This is a genomic window from Actinomadura sp. NPDC047616 (genome assembly GCF_040642915.1).
In the GTDB taxonomy this organism is placed as follows: domain Bacteria; phylum Actinomycetota; class Actinomycetes; order Streptosporangiales; family Streptosporangiaceae; genus Spirillospora; species Spirillospora miaoliensis.
In genome coordinates this window covers 159,563-176,547 of the sequence record NZ_JBEYTB010000005.1, presented here as the reverse complement: position 1 = coordinate 176,547, position 16,985 = coordinate 159,563, and the positions used below count along the sequence as shown (strand labels likewise).

The 16,985-nt window shown below is 75.4% G+C and carries 14 protein-coding genes; 12 read left to right on the top strand and 2 right to left on the bottom strand.

Annotated features, from left to right (window positions below; all coding sequences use genetic code 11):
* Positions 1-4: 4 nt before the first annotated feature.
* From ABZ801_RS14340 to ABZ801_RS14305, 8 genes are all read left to right on the top strand, one after another.
* Entirely contained in the window at positions 5-1,684 is a 1,680-nt protein-coding gene (locus ABZ801_RS14340) for a glucose-6-phosphate isomerase (RefSeq protein WP_360697534.1), read from the top strand.
* 72 nt (positions 1,685-1,756) lie between these two features.
* Positions 1,757-3,538, top strand: coding sequence for a phosphoheptose isomerase (locus ABZ801_RS14335; protein WP_360697531.1), 1,782 nt, complete (start codon positions 1,757-1,759; stop codon positions 3,536-3,538).
* Complete coding sequence (locus ABZ801_RS14330; protein WP_344944868.1) at positions 3,535-5,205, top strand: glucose-6-phosphate isomerase; 1,671 nt, start codon at positions 3,535-3,537, stop codon at positions 5,203-5,205. The genes ABZ801_RS14335 and ABZ801_RS14330 overlap by 4 nt, the downstream gene beginning before the upstream one ends.
* Positions 5,206-5,401: 196 nt before the next feature.
* Positions 5,402-6,928, top strand: coding sequence for a glucose-6-phosphate dehydrogenase (gene zwf, locus ABZ801_RS14325; protein WP_360697528.1), 1,527 nt, complete (start codon positions 5,402-5,404; stop codon positions 6,926-6,928).
* Positions 6,929-6,931: 3 nt separating this feature from the next.
* A complete protein-coding gene (locus tag ABZ801_RS14320) occupies positions 6,932-7,957 on the top strand; it encodes a glucose-6-phosphate dehydrogenase assembly protein OpcA (protein ID WP_360697525.1) in 1,026 nt (341 codons plus the stop codon).
* Entirely contained in the window at positions 7,954-8,736 is a 783-nt protein-coding gene (pgl, locus tag ABZ801_RS14315) for a 6-phosphogluconolactonase (protein WP_360697522.1), read from the top strand. Before ABZ801_RS14320 ends, pgl begins: the two co-directional genes overlap by 4 nt.
* 136 nt (positions 8,737-8,872) lie before the next feature.
* Positions 8,873-10,018 carry a histidine kinase gene (locus tag ABZ801_RS14310; protein ID WP_360697519.1) on the top strand — a complete coding sequence of 382 codons (1,146 nt, stop codon included), beginning with the start codon at positions 8,873-8,875 and terminating at the stop codon, positions 10,016-10,018.
* A gap of 23 nt (positions 10,019-10,041) precedes the next feature.
* The gene (locus tag ABZ801_RS14305; RefSeq protein ID WP_344944855.1) at positions 10,042-10,713 is read left to right on the top strand and encodes a response regulator transcription factor; all 672 of its coding nucleotides are present in this window, start codon (positions 10,042-10,044) and stop codon (positions 10,711-10,713) included.
* Between the two features lie 9 nt (positions 10,714-10,722).
* On the opposite strand, the gene ABZ801_RS14300 is transcribed toward ABZ801_RS14305, so the two are convergent.
* Positions 10,723-11,322, bottom strand: coding sequence for an XRE family transcriptional regulator (locus tag ABZ801_RS14300; protein WP_344944852.1), 600 nt, complete (start codon positions 11,320-11,322; stop codon positions 10,723-10,725).
* A 92-nt stretch (positions 11,323-11,414) separates the two neighbouring features.
* Between ABZ801_RS14300 and ABZ801_RS14295 the strand changes: the two genes are divergently transcribed.
* From ABZ801_RS14295 to ABZ801_RS14280, 4 genes are all read left to right on the top strand, one after another.
* A complete protein-coding gene (locus ABZ801_RS14295; RefSeq protein ID WP_360697514.1) occupies positions 11,415-12,410 on the top strand; it encodes an NAD(P)/FAD-dependent oxidoreductase in 996 nt (331 codons plus the stop codon).
* The gene (locus ABZ801_RS14290; RefSeq protein WP_360697511.1) at positions 12,407-13,624 is read left to right on the top strand and encodes a Cmx/CmrA family chloramphenicol efflux MFS transporter; all 1,218 of its coding nucleotides are present in this window, start codon (positions 12,407-12,409) and stop codon (positions 13,622-13,624) included. Before ABZ801_RS14295 ends, ABZ801_RS14290 begins: the two co-directional genes overlap by 4 nt.
* A 108-nt stretch (positions 13,625-13,732) precedes the next feature.
* Positions 13,733-14,659: an ABC transporter ATP-binding protein gene (locus ABZ801_RS14285; RefSeq protein ID WP_360697508.1), complete on the top strand. Its 927-nt coding sequence runs from the start codon at positions 13,733-13,735 to the stop codon at positions 14,657-14,659.
* Positions 14,656-15,435: an ABC transporter permease gene (locus tag ABZ801_RS14280; RefSeq protein ID WP_360697505.1), complete on the top strand. Its 780-nt coding sequence runs from the start codon at positions 14,656-14,658 to the stop codon at positions 15,433-15,435. The genes ABZ801_RS14285 and ABZ801_RS14280 overlap by 4 nt, the downstream gene beginning before the upstream one ends.
* Here the strand turns inward: ABZ801_RS14280 and ABZ801_RS14275 are convergent.
* Positions 15,383-16,942 carry an MDR family MFS transporter gene (locus tag ABZ801_RS14275; protein ID WP_360697502.1) on the bottom strand — a complete coding sequence of 520 codons (1,560 nt, stop codon included), beginning with the start codon at positions 16,940-16,942 and terminating at the stop codon, positions 15,383-15,385. The two genes, ABZ801_RS14280 and ABZ801_RS14275, sit on opposite strands and share 53 nt — an antisense overlap.
* Positions 16,943-16,985 lie beyond the last annotated feature (43 nt).

Sequence of the window (16,985 nt, the reverse complement as noted above, 5' to 3'; positions counted from 1 at the left end):
GGCCATGACCGCGGTGGTGACCGCGGGCGGTGTCTCGGTCACCATCCGGGGCGCCGTCGTCGACGAGAGCGAGACGATCCTGTCGCGCCTGGTCTCCGACGGCGTGCCGCGCTCCCTGACCTCGGGGCACGCGGGCCTGTGGGGCCCGGACGCGGCGCGGGAGGCGTCCCGGCGGCTCGGGTGGCTGCGGCTGCCCGAGCGGTCGCGGGCGCTGCCGGCGCGGCTGGCCGAGCTGGCCGGCGCGGCCCGTGACGCGGGCCTGGACCGGGTGGTGCTGGCGGGCGTGGGGGGCGCCGCGCTGGCACCGGAGGTGATCGCCCGCACGTGCGGCGTGCCGCTGACCGTGCTGGACACCACCGATCCGCTGGAGGTGGGCCGGGCGCTGGACGGCGACCCGCTGCGCACGCTGGTGGTGGTCGCCGACCCGCCCGGCGACAACGTGGAGACCGACGCGCTGCGCCGGGTGTTCGAGGCCGCGTTCGCGGAGGCCGGGATCACCGGCGCCGACCTGGCGCGGCGGTTCGTGGTCGTCACCGATCCCGGCTCGCCGCTGGCGGAGGCGGCGGGCGCGGCCGGGTACCGGCTGCTGCCCGCACCCGGGGACGTCGGCGGCCGGTACGCGGCGCTGTCGGCGCTCGGGCTGGCGCCCGCGGCGCTGGCGGGCGCGGACGTGGCCGGGCTGCTGGAGGACGCGGCGGAGCTGGTCCCGGTGCTGGCCCAGCCCTACGAGAACCCGGCGCTGGCGCTGGGCGCCGTCCTCGGCGCCTCGGTGCTGGTCGGCCGGGACAAGCTGCTGATCGCCGACAACGGGTCCGGCCTTCGCGGCCTGGACGGCTGGATCGAGCATCTGGTCGCCGAGTCGACCGGCAAGGACGGCCGGGGCCTGCTGCCGGTGGTGGTCGAGGGCGTGGACGCGCCCGGGTTCGAGCCCGCCGAGGACGTGCGGCGGGTCGTGCTGGGGACCCGCCCCGACGATCCGGCGGCGCACGGGCCGTTCGGCGAGGAGACGGCGCTGGGCGTGTCCGGGCCGCTGGGCGCGCAGTTCCTGCTGTGGCAGTACGCGACGGCGGTGGCGTGCCGGGTGCTGGGCGTCAATCCGTTCGACCAGCCGGACGTGCGGGCGTCCGAGCGCAACACCGCGGCGCTGCTGCGCGCCGAGGAGGGCCTGGCGCCCACCGTGATCAGCCGCGTTCCGGCGCTGGTGTGCGACGAGGTGGAGGTGCACGCCCCCGAGGAGCTGGTGCGGGGCGTCACCGACCTGACCGGCGTGCTGGAGGCCCTGCTGGAGGCGGTGCCCGACGGCGGTTACCTGGCCGTCATGGCGTACCTGGACCGGGAGGGCGACGCGGCGGCGGCGGGCCTGCGCGGGTTGCTGGCCGCGCGCGGTGAGGCGATCCGCAAGCGCCCGGCCCCGGTCACGTTCGGATGGGGGCCGCGGCTGCTGCACACGACCGGCCAGTACCACAAGGGCGGGCCGCAGAACGGGGTGTTCCTGCAGCTCACCGGGGAGGCGCCGCGCGACGTGGCGGTGCCGGGCCGGCCGTACAGCCTGCGGGAGCTGCAACTGGCCCAGGCGTTCGGCGACCTGCGGGCGCTGCGCTCGGTGGGCCGCCCGGCGGTGCGGCTGCACCTGCGCGACCGCGCGGCGGGCGTCGCCCGCCTCGTCGCGGCGCTCACCGACTGAACGGTCCAGAGATCCGGGAGTGGGTCGCGAATGCCTGTTCTCTCCTGAAACGATAGGGCGTCGGGAGGAACGGTGTCCGGATTCGACGTACTGACGCGCGGCGAGGTGCTGGACGCGGCGCTGCAGGCGCGCGACTACCTCGTCAGCTGCGGGGTGCCCGGCGCGCTGGCCGCCAAGGACCCCAGGCTGTGGGGCCGCCGCGCGGTCGACCACAGCCGGCTGGGCTGGCTCGACCTGCCCGTGGCCTCCCGCGGCCTGCTCAACCAGATCGAGCCGCTGGTCACCGAGGCCCGCTACACCGGCCTGGACCACGTCGTGCTGATCGGCGTGGGCGCCGACGCGCTGCCCGCGCAGGCGATCGTCGAGGCGCACTCCCCCGCCGGGCTTCCGCTGGCGGCCGCCGGGCGTCCGGCGGTGCCCGACCCGGCGGCCCGGCCGGACGCCCCGTCGGGCGGGCTGACCGTGCTGGACGGCGGGGACGCCGCCGCGCTCGGCTACGCGCTGGACCGGCTCGACCGGACGCTGGTGGTGCTGGCCAGCAAGCCGGGCGTGTCCATCGAGGGCGACGCCTACCGGCGGATCTTCATGGCGGCGTTCCGCGAGCACGGCCTGTCCGAACGCGAGATCGCCGCGCGGTTCCTGGTGATCACCGACCACGGCAGCCCGCTGCACGACTTCGCCCGCCAGTGCGGCTACCGCATCGGGCTGACCGATCCCTACCTGCCCGGCCACTACGGGGCGCTGTCGGCCTACGGGCTGGTGCCCGCGCTGCTGGCCGGGGCCGACGCCTACCGCGTGCTGGACGAGGCGGCCACCGTGGCCGCGTCGCTGGGACGCGACGAGGACAACCCGGGCCTGCTGCTGGGGGCGATCCTGGGCGGCTGCGCGCAGCGCGGCGTCGAGGGCGGCCCGCGCGACAAGGTGATGCTGCGCGAGCCCGGCGGCCCGACCGCGCTGAGCGCCTGGATCGCCCAGCTGCTGGCGGTGGCGACGGGCAAGCGCGGCCGCGGCATCCTGGCGTTCGACCCGTCCGGCGGGCCGGGCGAGCGGCCCGACGTGCACAGCATCGCGATCAACCCGCGGGCCGAGGGCTCGTCGGAGACCGACACCTCGCTGTGGGCGCCGCTGGGCGCGCAGTTCCTGCTGTGGGAGTACGCCACGGCGGTGGCGGGCTGGCTGATGGGCGTCAACCCGTTCGAACCGGGCAGCCTGGTGGTGCAGGAGGCCGAGGACGACGCGGCGACGATGCTGCAGGCGGCGGGTTCGGGCCCGCTGCTGACCGGTGATCCGGCGTTCGTCGACGGCGGGATCGAGGTGCACACCGACGTGCCGTCGCTGGGCGGGTCGCGGCTGGAGGGGGTGCTGGACGCGCTGCTGGCGCACATGCCGATGAACGGGTACGTGTCGGTCGCCACGTACGTGTCCGGGGACATCTCCGGCCGGTACCTGGCGCCCGCGCTGGCGCGGCGCAGCGGCCGTCCCGTCCTGTACGGGCAGGGGCCGGCGTACCCGCACGCCACCGGCCCGGTGCACAAGGACGGCCCGGGCGGCGGCGCGTTCCTGATCGTCACCGGGGATCCGGCGCCGGGCGACCCGCTGGCCGACCATCCGGTGCCCGGCCGCTCGTACGGCTTGGCCAAGCTGCAGCTGGCGCGGGCGCTGGCGGAGGTGCGGGCGCTGCGGCAGCGGGGCCTGCCGGTCGTCCGGCTGCACCTGCGCGACCCGGTGGAGGGCGCGGCCCGGCTGATCGAGGCGGTGCGCGCGGCGCCGGGCGCGCGCACCGGCGTGCGCGCCGGCGGAGCGGCCCGCGCCGCGGGAGGCGGCGACGGCCGGGCGGGACGGACGGGCCCGTGACCGAGTACACCTCGGTCGTCTCGGGCGGGGTCACCGTCACCGCCCGCGATCCCGTGCGGCAGCACGCCCGGCGGGTCATGGGGCGGCTGTGGATCGACCAGGTCCCCGTCCGGCTGGCCTCGGAGGACGCGACGCTGTGGCCGTCGGCGACCGCCGCCGAGCGGGAGGGGCGGACGCTGTGCTGGCCCGGGCAGCCGGGCGCGGCGCGCGCCGTGCTCGACCGGGTGGCGCAGCTGCGGGCCCGGGCGCGGGACGCGGGTCTCACCGAGGTGGCGCTGCTGGGCGGCGGCCCGCCGGCCCGCGCCGCCGACGTCATCGTCCGCCGCTGGCTCGCCGACCGCGACCCGTCCGAGCGGCCGCCGGGGAGCCGCTGCCCGCTGACGGTGTTCGACAGCGGCGACCCGGGGCCGGTGGCGCGGCTGGCGTCCGACCACGGGCGGCTGGGCCGCACCCTCGTCGTCGTCACCGGGGACGACCCCGACACCGACGCCCTGAGCCGGGCGTTCACGGCGCTGTTCGGCGAGCTGGGGCTGTCCCCGGCCGAGACGGCGCGGCGGTTCGTGACGGTCGCGGCCACCGGGAGCAGGTCCGCCAAGCTGGCCGCCGAGGCGGGCCACGCGGTGGTCGAGGCCCCCTCGCCCACGGTTTTCGGGGCGTTGTCGCCGTACGCGCTGGTCCCCGCGGGGCTCGCCGGGGCGGACGTGGCGGCGGTGCTGGACGCGGCGACCGCGGTGCTGCCCGCCCTGACCCGTCCGGAGAACAATCCGGGGCTGGTGCTGGGCGCGATCCTGGGCGGCGCGGTGCGCGCGGGCCGCGGCACGGTGGTGCTGGGCGGGTACTCGGCGGAGCCGCCGGAGCTGGCCGACTGGATCGCCCCCGTGCTGGCCGGGGCGACGCACGGGCGCCTGCTTCCGGTCGTGCAGCACGGCGGCCTGCCGGTGCTGCCCGACGACGACCTGTTCCTGGTGACCCTGGACGGGCGGCCGCGGCAGGACGACGTCACGGTGTCCGGACCGCTCGCCGCTCAGCTGGTCGTGTGGGAGTACGCGGCGGCCGTGGCCGGGCACCTGCTGGGCGAGGACCCCCTCGCCTCCCCCGCCGCCGACGACGCCGGCGAGCCCGCCGTTCCGGATCCCGCCGTTCCGGATCCCGCCGGGCCCGACGCCGCCGACGAACCGATCTTCGTCGACGGGCACGGGAGCCAGGCCGTGGCGGCGCACACCGCCGACCCCGCCCTGGCCGCCTGCGGCGACCTGTCCGCCCTGCTGGACGCGCTGACCTGGCGGGTCACCGACGACGGGCACCTGGCGATCGTGGCCTTCCTCGACCCCGACCGGCGGCAGGGGCAGGGCGCGCAGGTCAGGCGGCTGGCCGGACTGATGGCCGCGCGCACCTCCCGGCCCGTGACGGTGACCTGGGGCCGCCGGCTCCCGGCGACCGGGAATGATCGTCGCGAGAAGGGCGTATACCTGATGCTGACCGGGAACGTCGTGCACGACGTGCCGGTCGCCGGACGGCATCGCCGGCTGGGCGCCGCGCAGCCGGCGCGGGCGCTGGCCGCGGCGCGGGCGGCACGTCACGGCGGCCGCCCGGTGGTCCGGTTGCATCTGCACGACCGCCGGTCGGGCCTGGCCCGGCTGCTCGAACTCGCCCGGGGAGGGGCATGAGCTCGTCCTGACCGAGCACAGGTATACCGAGCACACGTACCACGACACGCAAGCCGACATCTGAGCCGACATCTGACCGAACACGACGGCCCGCGCACGGGGGCACCCGGGGAACGCGCGCGGCCACGGGAGATAGCAGGATGAATCAGTGGGCAGGAACGGTCCACGGCACGACGCGGGAAGAGAGGGCCGCCACGTGACCATCGCACACAACCCGCTCCGGGACCCGCGGGACAAGCGGCTGCCCCGGGTGGCCGGGCCCTGTGTCCTGGTCCTGTTCGGAGTCACCGGAGACCTGTCGCGCAAGAAGCTGCTGCCCGCCATCTACGACCTGGCCAACCGGGGGCTGCTGCCGCCGGGGTTCTCGCTGGTGGGCTTCGCCCGCCGCGCCTGGGAGCACGAGGACTTCCGGCAGATCGCCTACGACTCGGTCAAGCAGTACGCCCGCACCCCCTTCCGGGAGGACGTCTGGCGGCACCTGGCCGAGGGCATCCACTTCGTGCCCGGCGAGTTCGGCGACCCGGGCGCGTTCGAGGCGCTGGCCATGGCGCTCAAGGAGCTGGACCAGACCCGCGGCACCGGCGGGAACTACGCCTTCTATCTGTCCATCCCGCCGAAGTTCTTCCCCCAGGTGGTCGAGCAGCTGCAGAGCGCCGGGCTGGCCGACCGCTCCGAGGGGGCGTGGCGGCGGGTCGTCATCGAGAAGCCCTTCGGCCACGACCTGGCCAGCGCGATCGAGCTGAACGACACCGTGCACCGCGTCTTCCCCGAGGAGTCGATCTTCCGGATCGACCACTACCTCGGCAAGGAGACCGTGCAGAACATCCTGGCGCTGCGGTTCGCCAACGAGATGTTCGAGCCGATCTGGAACCGGTCGTACGTCGACCACGTGCAGATCACGATGGCCGAGGACATCGGCATCGGCGGCCGGGCCGGGTACTACGACGGCATCGGCGCCGCCCGCGACGTCATCCAGAACCACCTGCTGCAGCTGCTGGCGCTGACGGCGATGGAGCCGCCCACCTCCTTCAGCGCCGAGGCGGTGCGGGCCGAGAAGGCCAAGGTGCTGTCGGCGGTGCGGATTCCCAGCGACCTGTCGCTGGCCACCGCCCGCGGCCAGTACGCCGCCGGCTGGCAGGGCGGCGTGAAGGTGCGCGGCTACCTGGAGGAGGAGGGCATCCCCGCCGACTCGCGCACCGAGACGTACGCCGCGGTCAAGCTGGAGATCGGCAACCGGCGCTGGGCCGGCGTGCCGTTCTACCTGCGCACCGGCAAGCGGCTCAGCCGCCGGGTCACCGAGGTCGCGGTGCTGTTCCAGCGCGCGCCGCACCTGCCGTTCTCCGAGACCGACACCGAGGAGCTGGGGCAGAACGCCCTGGTGATCCGGGTGCAGCCGGACGAGGGCATCACGGTGCGGTTCGGCTCCAAGGTGCCCGGCTCCTCGATGGAGGTGCGGGACGTGAACATGGACTTCGCCTACGGCGAGTCGTTCACCGAGTCCTCGCCCGAGGCGTACGAGCGGCTGCTGCTGGACGTGCTGATCGGCGACCCGCCGCTGTTCCCCCGGCAGGAGGAGGTCGAGCTGTCCTGGCGGATCCTGGACCCCGTGGTGGAGCACTGGTCCCGCCAGCGCAGGATCGACCAGTACAAGTCCGGCGGGTACGGGCCCGACAGCGCCGACGAGCTGATGGCGCGCGACGGGCGCGCATGGAGGCGACTCTAAGAGATGAACATCGATCTGGCCGACACCACCACGCGCCGCATCCAGGACGCGCTGACGCAGGCCCGGCACCTGATGGGCGGTCCGGCGGTCGGCATGGTGCTCACCCTCATCATCGTGACCGACGAGTCGGCGCAGTACGACGCCGTGCGGGCGGCGACCGAGGCGTCCCGCGAGCACCCCTGCCGGGTGCTGACCGTGATCTCCCGGGACGCGCGCGGCAGCTCGTCCCGGCTGGACGCCGAGATCCGCATGGGCGAGACCGGCCCCGGCGAGACGGTGCTGCTGCGCATGTACGGCCCGCTCGCCGAGCACGCCGACTCGGTGGTCACCCCGCTGCTGATGCCGGACACCCCGGTCGTGACGTGGTGGCCGGGCGGCAAGGTGCCCAAGGCGCCCAGCCGCGACCCGCTCGGCAGGCTCGCGCAGCGCCGCGTCACCGACTCCTACGCCGCCCGCGACCGGCTCGGCACGCTGGCGCGGCTGGCCGACGCGTACGCCCCCGGCGACACCGACTTCACCTGGACGCGGCTGACCTCCTGGCGGTCGCTGCTGGCGGCCGCGCTGGACCAGGACCACGACGAGATCACCTCCGGGGAGGTCACGGCCGAGCCGGACAGCCCCAGCGCCGAGCTGCTGGCCGCCTGGCTGTCGGTGCGGCTGGGCGTGCCGGTGTCGCGCGGCACGTCGAACGGCCCGGGCATCACCGGGGTCCGGCTGGTCACCGGCAAGGGGGACATCGAGATCTGCCGTCCCGACGGGCGGGTGGCCACGCTGTGCCGGCCGGGGCAGCCCGACCGGCAGGTGGCCCTCATGCGCCGCCCGATGCCCGAGCTGCTGGCCGAGGAGCTGCGGCGCCTCGACCCCGACGAGGTGTACCAGGAGGCGGCGGCGCGGTTCGCCAAGGACTTGGCCGCCGGGAAGGGGCGCGAGGAGTTCGTCGCCGCCCCCGACGGCGGGGACGCCGCGTCCGGCCGGTCCGCCGAGCCGGCGGGCGGGGCGGCGCGGGCGCCGAAGCCGGAGGCGACATGAGCACCCCGGGCGTGCTGGTCCACCGCGACCAGGAGCTGCTGGCCCGCGCGGTGGCGGCCCGCCTGGTGACCCGCCTGGTGGACGTGCAGGCCGCCCGCGGTTCGGCGTCGGTCGTGCTGACCGGCGGCGGGGTGGGCACCGCGGTGCTGGCCGAGCTGGCCGCCAGCCGCGCCCGCGACGCCATCGACTGGCGGGCGCTGGACATCTGGTGGGGGGACGAGCGGTTCCTGCCGTGCGGCGACCCCGAGCGCAACGAGACCGGTGCCCGCAAGGCGCTGCTGGACCACGTGGACGTCGACCCGGCGCGGGTGCGGCCGATGCCGTCCACCGACGGCCCGGACGGCGCCGACCCCGAGGCGGCGGCCGACCGGTACGCGGCCGCGCTGCGCGCCGCGGCCCGTCCCGAGGACCACGGGCCGGTGCCGTCGTTCGACGTGCTGATGCTGGGGCTGGGGCCGGACGCGCACGTGGCGTCGCTGTTCCCCGAGCTGCCCGCCCTGTACGAGGAGGAGCGGCCGGTCGTGGCGGTGCGGGGGGCGCCCAAGCCGCCGCCGACCCGCATCTCGCTGACGTTCCCCGCGATCCGGGCGGCCCGCGAGGTCTGGGTGATCGCGGCGGGCGAGTCCAAGTCCACGGCGGTGCGGCTGGCCCTGTCGGAGGCGGGCCCGATCCAGGTGCCCGGCGCGGGCGCCCGGGGACGGCAGCGGACGCTGTTCCTGCTCGACCGGGCCGCCGCGTCCCAGCTGCCGCCCGGCATCGAGCGCCTGAGCTCGCCGTAGCGGCGGCTCCCGGCACGCGCCGGGTCTTCGGTTCCGAAGGCCCGGCGCTTTCGCGTCCGCCGGATAGACGAAAGTCGATGTCGGCATCGACCGGCGGACCTGGGCGGCTCGTGCCGGGGTCGGTAGCTTGGGTCGGGTGCTGCTGCGTCGATCCTCCCGCGAGTGGCTCAACGACGTCGCCGTCACGGCCGCCGCAGCCCTGCTGAGCTTCCTGTTGCTGCTGGGCGCCCGCTCCGACGCCGACCCCGACCCCTCGCTGTCCACCGACTTCGTGGTCGGAGGCGTGGCGCTGACGGTGCTGTTCCTGCTGCGCCGCCGCTGGCCCCTGCAGGTCTGGGCGGTGCTCATGGCCGGGCAGCTGTTCTCCACGGCCGCGATGGGGGCGCTCGGGCTGGCGTTGTTCACCGTCGCGGTGCATCGGTCCTGGTGGGCGGCGTTGACCGTGGCCGGGGCGGAGTCGGCGTTCATCACGGTGGGGTTCATGAACTCCACCTGGCGTTCCGAGCGCGAGTACTGGGAGACCCTGGCGGTGTTCCTGCTGGGCATCGCCGTGCTGGTGGCGATCGGGATGCTGACCCGGTCGCGTCGTCAGCTCATCGAGTCGTGGCGGGAGCGGGCCCGGCAGGCCGAGGAGCAGCAGCACATGCGCGTGGAGGAGGCCCGGCACCTGGAGCGGGAGCGGATCGCCCGGGAGATGCACGACGTGCTGGCGCACCGGATCTCGCTGCTGGCGGTGCACGCGGGGGCGCTGGAGTTCGGGGAGGGCGCCACCGAGCGGCAGCGGGAGGCGGCCGGGGTGATCCGCCGCTGCGCCTACGAGGCGATGGAGGACCTGCGGGAGGTGATCGGCGTGCTGCGCGACGACGGCGCCGACGCCGAACGGCCGCAGCCGACGCTGACCGACGTTCCGGCCCTGGTCGAGGAGTCGCGCCGCACCGGGGCGAACATCACCTTCGACGACCGCGTCCCCGATCCCGCGTCCGTGCCCAAGAGCGTGGGGCGGCACGCGTTCCGGGTCGTGCAGGAGGGCCTCACCAACGCGCGCAAGCACGCGCCCGGGTGCCGCGTGCGGGTGCGGATGGACGCCGCCGAGTCGGGCCTGACCATCGAGATCGTCAACCCGCTGCCGACGGGACGGGCCGTCACCGAGCTGCCCGGCGCGGGAGCCGGGCTGATCGGGCTGCGCGAGCGCGCCGAGCTGGTCGGCGGGCGCCTGGAGCACGGCCGCACCCCCGGGGACGACTTCGTCCTGCGGGCCTGGCTTCCGCTGCCGTCGCGGTGACCGCCGCCCGTAAGGTGATCGGCGTGAACCCTCCCATACGCGTGCTCATCGTGGACGACGACGCGCTCGTCCGGGCGGGCCTGTCCATGATGCTGTCCGGGGCCGAGGACGTCGCGGTCGTGGCGGACGTGGCGGACGGCAGCGAGGTGGTGCCCGCGGTCAACGAGCACCGCCCCGACGTGGTGCTCATGGACATCCGGATGCCGCGGCTGGACGGGCTGGCGGCGACCGAGCGGCTGCGCGCCCGCCGCGACCCGCCCGAGGTCATCATCCTGACCACGTTCGACACCGACGACCACATCCTGCGGGCGATGCGCGCGGGCGCCAGCGGCTTCCTGCTCAAGCACACCCCGCCGCCGGACATCGTGCGGGCGATCCGGCGGGTGGCGGCCGGGGAGCCGATGCTGTCGCCGGCGGTGCTGCGCAGGATGATGACCTACGTGGCCGACGCCGCCGGGGTGGATCCGCGGCAGGCGCGGGCGCGGGCGCTGCTGGACCGGCTCAGCGACGGCGAGCGCGCCGTGGCGCTGCTGGTCGGGCAGGGCAAGACCAACGGCGAGATCGGCCGGGAGCTGTCGCTGAGCGTGGCGACGGTCAAGGCGTACGTGTCGCGGCTGCTGACGAAGCTGGACCTCAACAACCGCGTGCAGATCGCCTTGCTCGTCCACGACGCCGGCCTGGCCGATCCGTCCTAGCGCTGCCGGTCAGGGCGTGCGGGCCTGCCGGGAACGGGGTCCGGCGCGGACGTGCACGCGTTCGCCCTGGCGGCCGAACAGGTTGAGGACCTCCACGGGAGAGTCGCCGGCGGGGCCGAACCAGTGCGGCAGGCGGGTGTCGAACTCGGCGGCCTCGCCCGGACCCATGATCAGGTCGTGGTCGGCCACGATGAGCCGCAGACGCCCGGACAGGACGTACAGCCACTCGTAGCCCTCGTGCGTGCACGGCTCGGGCCGGTTCTGCTCGGCCGGGATGATCGATTTCCAGGCCTGCAGGGGCCCCGGCTGGACGGTGAGGGGGATCACCGTGCGGCCGTTGCGGACACGGGGCTTGATGCGGATCCGCGGGTCGCCGACCTCCGGCGCCCCGACCAGTTCGTCCAGCGGCACCTGGTGAGCCTGGGCGATGGGCAGCAGGAGCTCCAGGCTCGGGCGGCGCTGACCCGACTCCAGCCGCGACAGGGTGCTCTTGGAGATGCCGGTGGCCTCGGCCAGCGCCGCCAGGGTCACCCCGCGCCGGGTGCGGATGCGCTTGAGGCGGGAGCCGACCTGGGCCAGCGTGGCGGCGATCGGGGATTCGTCGTCCATGCCCCCATTCCACCTCCCGCGTCCCAGAAACGGCAACAAAAGTTGTCGATCCGCCACCGGGGGACGCACCCTCGGGCCTGGAGGTGATCGCCATGAACAAGGCGACGAACGCCCCGGACGACGGGGTCCGCGACGTGGTGGTGGTCGGCGCCGGAGCGGCCGGCCTGAACGCCGCCCTGCTCCTCGGCCGCGCCCGCCGCAGGGTGACGGTGATCGACGCCGGCCGGCCGCGCAACGCGCCCGCCGCGCACATGCACGGCTTCCTGTCCCGCGACGGCCTGCCCCCCGCGACCCTGCTCGCCCTCGGCCGCGCCGAGATCGCCCGGTACGGCGTCCGGCTCGTCCAGGGGCGGGTGGAGCACATCGACCACGGCTTCCACGTCCACCTGGTGGGCGGGCCGGTGATCGAGGCCCGCCGCGTCCTGGTCGCGACCGGGCTGCGCGACGAGCTGCCCGACATCCCCGGCGTGCGCGAACGGTGGGGCAGGGACCTGCTGCACTGCCCCTACTGCCACGGCTACGAGGTCCGCGACCAGCCCCTGGCCGTCCTCGGCACCGGCCCCGGGGCGGTGCACCAGGCCCTGCTGCTGCGCCAGTGGAGCGACGACGTCGCCTTCTTCCCGCACACCCTGGAGCTGACGGCGGCGGACCGGGAACGGCTGGAGGCGCGCGGCCTGCGCATGGTGGAGGGCGAGATCGAGCATCTCGTCGTCGAGGACGACCGGCTGCGCGGCATCGCGCTCACCGACGGCCGTGTCGTCCCCCGGGCCGCCGCCTTCCTCTTCCCCCGCATGGTCCCCCACGACGAGCTGCTGACCGGTCTGGGCTGCGACAGGGACGACAACGGCTGGGTCGTCACCGACCGCACCGGCCGTACCAGCGTCCCCGGAGTCTGGGCCGCCGGAAACGTCATCGACCCGCGCGCCCAGGTCGTCACCGCCGCCGGCATGGGGTCCGCCGCCGCGTTCGCCATCAACACCGACCTGCTGGACGAGGACGTCGACCACGCCGTCGAACGGCATCGGGCCACGGCCGCCGCCGCGGGGACGACAGGCGGGCACGGTGCGTCGCGGGGTGCGGGCCGGTGAGCGTCGACACCGCACGGCGGCGGGCGCCGGTCTCCCGCGGGAGACTGCCACTCGGTGTCTACCTGCTGTCGTACAGCCTGTTCGCGATGGGCAGCGCGGAGTTCCTGCTCGCCGGGGTGCTGCCGGCGATCGCCGAGGACCTGCGCGTCTCGCTGTCCTCCGCCGGCGCACTGATCTCCGCGTTCGCCGCCGGTGTCGTCATCGGCGGTCCGCCCCTGGCCGTCCTGACCCTGCGCTGGCCGCGGCGGACCACGCTGACGGCGGCCCAGGCCCTGTTCGCCGCGTCCGTGGCGACCGGCCTCCTCACCGGCAGCTACCCGGTGCTGCTGGCGACCCGTTTCGTCTGCGGCCTGGCCTATGCGGGGTTCTGGGCGGTCGCGGCGGTCACCGCGATCAGCCTCGTCCCGCCCGACCGCACCGCGCGCGCCTCCGGGGTCGTCGTCAGCGGGCTCAGCCTCGCGATGATCGCCGGCGGCCCGGCGGGCGCGTTGCTCAGCTACTTCACCGGATGGCGGGGCGGATTCTGGGGCGTGGCCGCCCTCACCGCCGCCGGCGCGGTGCTGACCGTCCTCGCGCTGCCCGCGACGAGCGCGAACGGCGAACCCAGTGTGCGGCGTGAGCTGCGCACCATGAGACAGCCCCGGCTGTGGGTCGTCTACGCCGTCACCGTGCTCAGCACCGCCGCCTACATGATCTCGTTCAACTACCTCGCCGCGTTCCTGACCGACCTCACCGGCGTCCCCGGGGTCTGGATCCCCGCGATCCTCACGCTGTTCGGCGTCGGCGCCTTCGTCGGCCTGTCCATCGGGGGCAGGATCGCCGACAGGCGGCCCTGCCACGCCCTCCTGACCGGGGCGATCGGGATAGTGGCCAGTTCCGTCCTGCTCGCGGTCCTCGCCCGGCACGCGGCGGCCGTCGTCCCCCTCGTCCTGCTGCTGGGGATCGCCGGATTCGTGCTGAACCCGGCCATCTACGGGCGGGTGTTCACCATCGCGGCACAGGCGCCGACACTCGCCGGGGCCACCACCGTCTCGGCGTTCCAGCTCGGGATCAGCCTCGTTCCGGCGCTCGCCGGCGCCGCCCTCAACGCCGGCGCCGGCCTCACGTCCATCACCTGGATCGGCGCCGGCCTGGCGGCGGTCACCGCGCTGACCGTCCTCGCCGACCGGACGGCCGCACGGCACCGGCCGCAGGGGGACCCGTCGCCGACGTGATCGGCCGGCTGAGCGCTACCAAGGGCGAGGGGGACGCCGACTTCGGTCGCGCCCCCCTCGACCATCGGCCGACGCGGCGGCCCGCCTCCGGGGGGCAGCCTGGTCGGCATGATCACAGTCGCGGGTCTGACCAAGCGGTACGGGGACGTGGCCGCGGTCGCGGACGTGTCGTTCACGTGCGCGCCGGGCACCGTCACCGGATTCCTCGGCCCGAACGGGGCGGGCAAGTCCACCACCATGCGCATGATCTGCGGGCTGACGCCGCCGACCGAGGGGTCGGCGACCGTCAAGGGCGTCCCGTACCGGCGCATCGCCAACCCGGGGCGGCACGTGGGCGTGCTGCTGGACGCCGGCGCGCAGCACGCGGGCCGCACCGGCCGCGAGACGCTGCGGCTCACCGCGCAGATCCTGGGCGTGGACCCGTCGCGGGCGGACCGGATGCTGGAGGTGGTCGGCCTGCCGGGCAAGGCGGCGCGGCGCCGGGTGGGCGGCTACTCGCTGGGCATGCGCCAGCGTCTGGGCATCGCGCAGGCGCTGATCGGCGACCCGAGCGTGCTGATCCTGGACGAGCCCGCCAACGGCCTGGACCCCGAGGGCATCTACTGGATGCGCACCCTGCTGCGCGACTTCGCCGGGCGCGGCGGCACCGTCCTGCTGTCCTCGCACCTGCTGCGGGAGGTCGAGGCGGTGGCCGACCGGTTCGTGGTGATCGCCGGTGGGCGGATCGTGGCGCAGGGCGCCAAGGAGGAGCTGCTGTCGCGGCAGGGCGGCACCCGGGTCCGCGGGGAGGACCCGGCCGCCCTGGGCGCGGCGCTGACCGGCGCGGGGATGGCGTTCCGGACCGCCGACGACGGCGCGTTCCTGGTGGAGGCAGCCGCCGACGCGGTGGGCCGGGCCGCCGCCCGCACCGGTGCCGTCCTGCTGGAGCTTCGCCAGGCCGACGGGGGCGGCCTGGAGGAGCTGTTCCTGTCGCTCACCGCCGGGACGGCGCCCTCCGCCCCGGCGTCCGACGTGGCCGAGGAGGCCGTCCGATGACCACCGCCACCGCCGTGCCCGCCGTGCCGGTCGAGCCCGCCCGTCCGTCCCTGGCCCGGCTGACCGCGGTCGAGCTGCGCAAGATGACCGACACCCGCTCGGGCCGCTGGCTGCTGATCCTGATCGCGCTGACGGCCGTGGTGATGACGCCGCTGATGCTGTTCGCCGCGCCCGAGGAGGAGCGGACGCTGGCCGGCTTCCTGTCCGCGGCGCTGACGGGGGTGTCGTTCCTGCTGCCGGTGCTGGGCATCCTGTCGGTGACCCAGGAGTGGTCGCAGCGCACCACGCTGACCACGTTCGCGCTGGTCCCGGAGCGGCACCGGGTGGTGGCGGCCAAGCTGGCGGCCGGGGCGCTGCTGGGGGCGGCGTTCGTCGCCGCCGCGCTGGCCGTGGCGGCGGTGGGCCGCGGCCTGGCCGGGGTGCTGGGCCGCTCGGACGGGGCGTGGACGATCGCGCCGTCGCAGGTGGCCACCACGGTGCTGTTCGCGGTGATCGCGGTGTTCTCCGGGGTGGCGTTCGGGATGCTGTTCATGAACTCGCCGCTGGCGATCGTGCTGTACTTCGCGCTGCCGACCGCCTGGTCCGTGCTCACCGAGACGGTCGACGCGCTGAAGGACGTGGCGGGCTGGCTGGACACCAACCGCACCCTCAACGCCCTCCTGGACGAGGGGATCACGTGGGAGGAGTGGGCGCGGGCCGGCACATCGCTGGCGGTGTGGCTGCTCATCCCCCTGCTCCTGGGCCTGGTCCGGCTGACACGCCGCGAGGTGAAGTAGCGTCCGGGGCGCCGGGGGGCCTGCGCGCCGCCAGCGGCACGTCCCGCAGCAGCAGGGCGGCGGCGAGCCCCACCAGCGCCGGGACGAGGGCCGTCACGAACAGCACCGAGTACGCGTGCGCGAACGCCTCGGCGACGCCGTCGCGCACCGGCGCGGACAGGCCGCCCAGGACCTCGGGGCGGGCCAGGTCGTCGAACGCGGGCACCGACCCGGCCGGGACGTACCGTCCGGCCTCGGCGGCGAACCGCGCGGACAGGACGCCCCCGAACACCGCCATCCCCGCCGCGGTGCCGACCATCCGGGACGCGAACACCGCCGAGCTCGCGGCGCCCAGGTCGCGCGGCGGCGCGGAGTTCTGCGCGATCAGCACGACGACCTGCTGCGACAGTCCCGCTCCCAGCCCCAGGACCGCCATGAACAGCCCGGCCGTCAGCGGGGAGGTGCCGGCGTCCATGGTGGCCATGAGCGCGATCCCGGCGGCGCCGAGCGCCATGCTCAGCGCGGGGAGCCGGTGGTAGCGGCCGGTGCGGGAGATGTACTGGCCGGCGGCGATCGAGGCGAGCACCAGCCCGGCCATCATCGGCAGCAGGAGCAGCCCGGAGCCGGTGGCGCCCGCTCCCCCGACCGTCTGCAGGAACATCGGCAGGTAGGTGGCCAGCCCGAATCCGGTCGCGCCGCCGGCCAGCGCCACCACGCTCGCCACGGCGAACGAGCGGTCGCGGAACAGCCGCGGCGGGACGACGGGCTCGGCCGCGCGCCGTTCCACCGCCACCCACAGGGCGCCGAGCACCGCCGTGGCCGCCGCCAGGCCGAGGACGACCGGCGAGCCCCAGGCGTGGCGCGTCCCGGCCCAGCTGGTGAGCAGCGTGAAGCAGGTGACAGCGGCGCCGAGCAGCACGATGCCCGGGTAGTCGACGCGGGCGCGGCCGCGCGGGCGGGGCAGCCGCAGCACCGCCACGATGATCGCGACGGCGGTCAGGCCGAGCGGCAGGTTGACGAAGAACGCCCAGCGCCACGAGGCGTGGTCGGTGAGCGCGCCGCCGACCAGCGGCCCGGCGATGCTGGAGACGGCGAAGTTCAGCGCCGACCAGCCCTGGTAGCGGGCCCGCTCGCGCGGTTCGAACAGCTCGCCGGTGACGGCGAACATCGAGGCCATCAGGCAGCCGGCGCCCGCGCCCTGCACCACGCGCAGGGCGATCAGCCAGTCCATGGACGGCGCGGCGCCGCAGGCCGCCGAGCCGGCCAGGAACAGCGCCAGGCCCGCCAGCAGCACCGGCTTGCGGCCGAACAGGTCGCCGAGGCGTCCCGACAGCGGGACGGTCACGCTGGTGGCCAGCACGTAGGCGGTCGACACCCACGCGATCCGGTCCAGTCCGCCGAGCTCGCCGACGATCGTCGGCAGGGCGGTGCCGAGCACGGTGGCGTCCAGCGACGACATCAGCCCGGCCAGCATCAGGGCGAAGAACGCCCACAGCCGCCGTCGCCGCGTCATCTCCGGGGAAGACATGTGCACCTCGCATCTATTTGACTATGGCAGGTAGATGCTAAAA

Coding starts and splice junctions, on each gene's coding strand:
- pgl (WP_360697522.1), top strand. CDS start 7,954: ATGAGCACCCCGGGCGTGCTGGTCCACCGCGACCAGGAGCTGCTGGCC.
- ABZ801_RS14275 (WP_360697502.1), bottom strand. CDS start 16,942: ATGTCTTCCCCGGAGATGACGCGGCGACGGCGGCTGTGGGCGTTCTTC.
- ABZ801_RS14285 (WP_360697508.1), top strand. CDS start 13,733: ATGATCACAGTCGCGGGTCTGACCAAGCGGTACGGGGACGTGGCCGCG.
- ABZ801_RS14320 (WP_360697525.1), top strand. CDS start 6,932: ATGAACATCGATCTGGCCGACACCACCACGCGCCGCATCCAGGACGCG.
- ABZ801_RS14280 (WP_360697505.1), top strand. CDS start 14,656: ATGACCACCGCCACCGCCGTGCCCGCCGTGCCGGTCGAGCCCGCCCGT.
- ABZ801_RS14295 (WP_360697514.1), top strand. CDS start 11,415: ATGAACAAGGCGACGAACGCCCCGGACGACGGGGTCCGCGACGTGGTG.
- ABZ801_RS14340 (WP_360697534.1), top strand. CDS start 5: ATGACCGCGGTGGTGACCGCGGGCGGTGTCTCGGTCACCATCCGGGGC.
- ABZ801_RS14300 (WP_344944852.1), bottom strand. CDS start 11,322: ATGGACGACGAATCCCCGATCGCCGCCACGCTGGCCCAGGTCGGCTCC.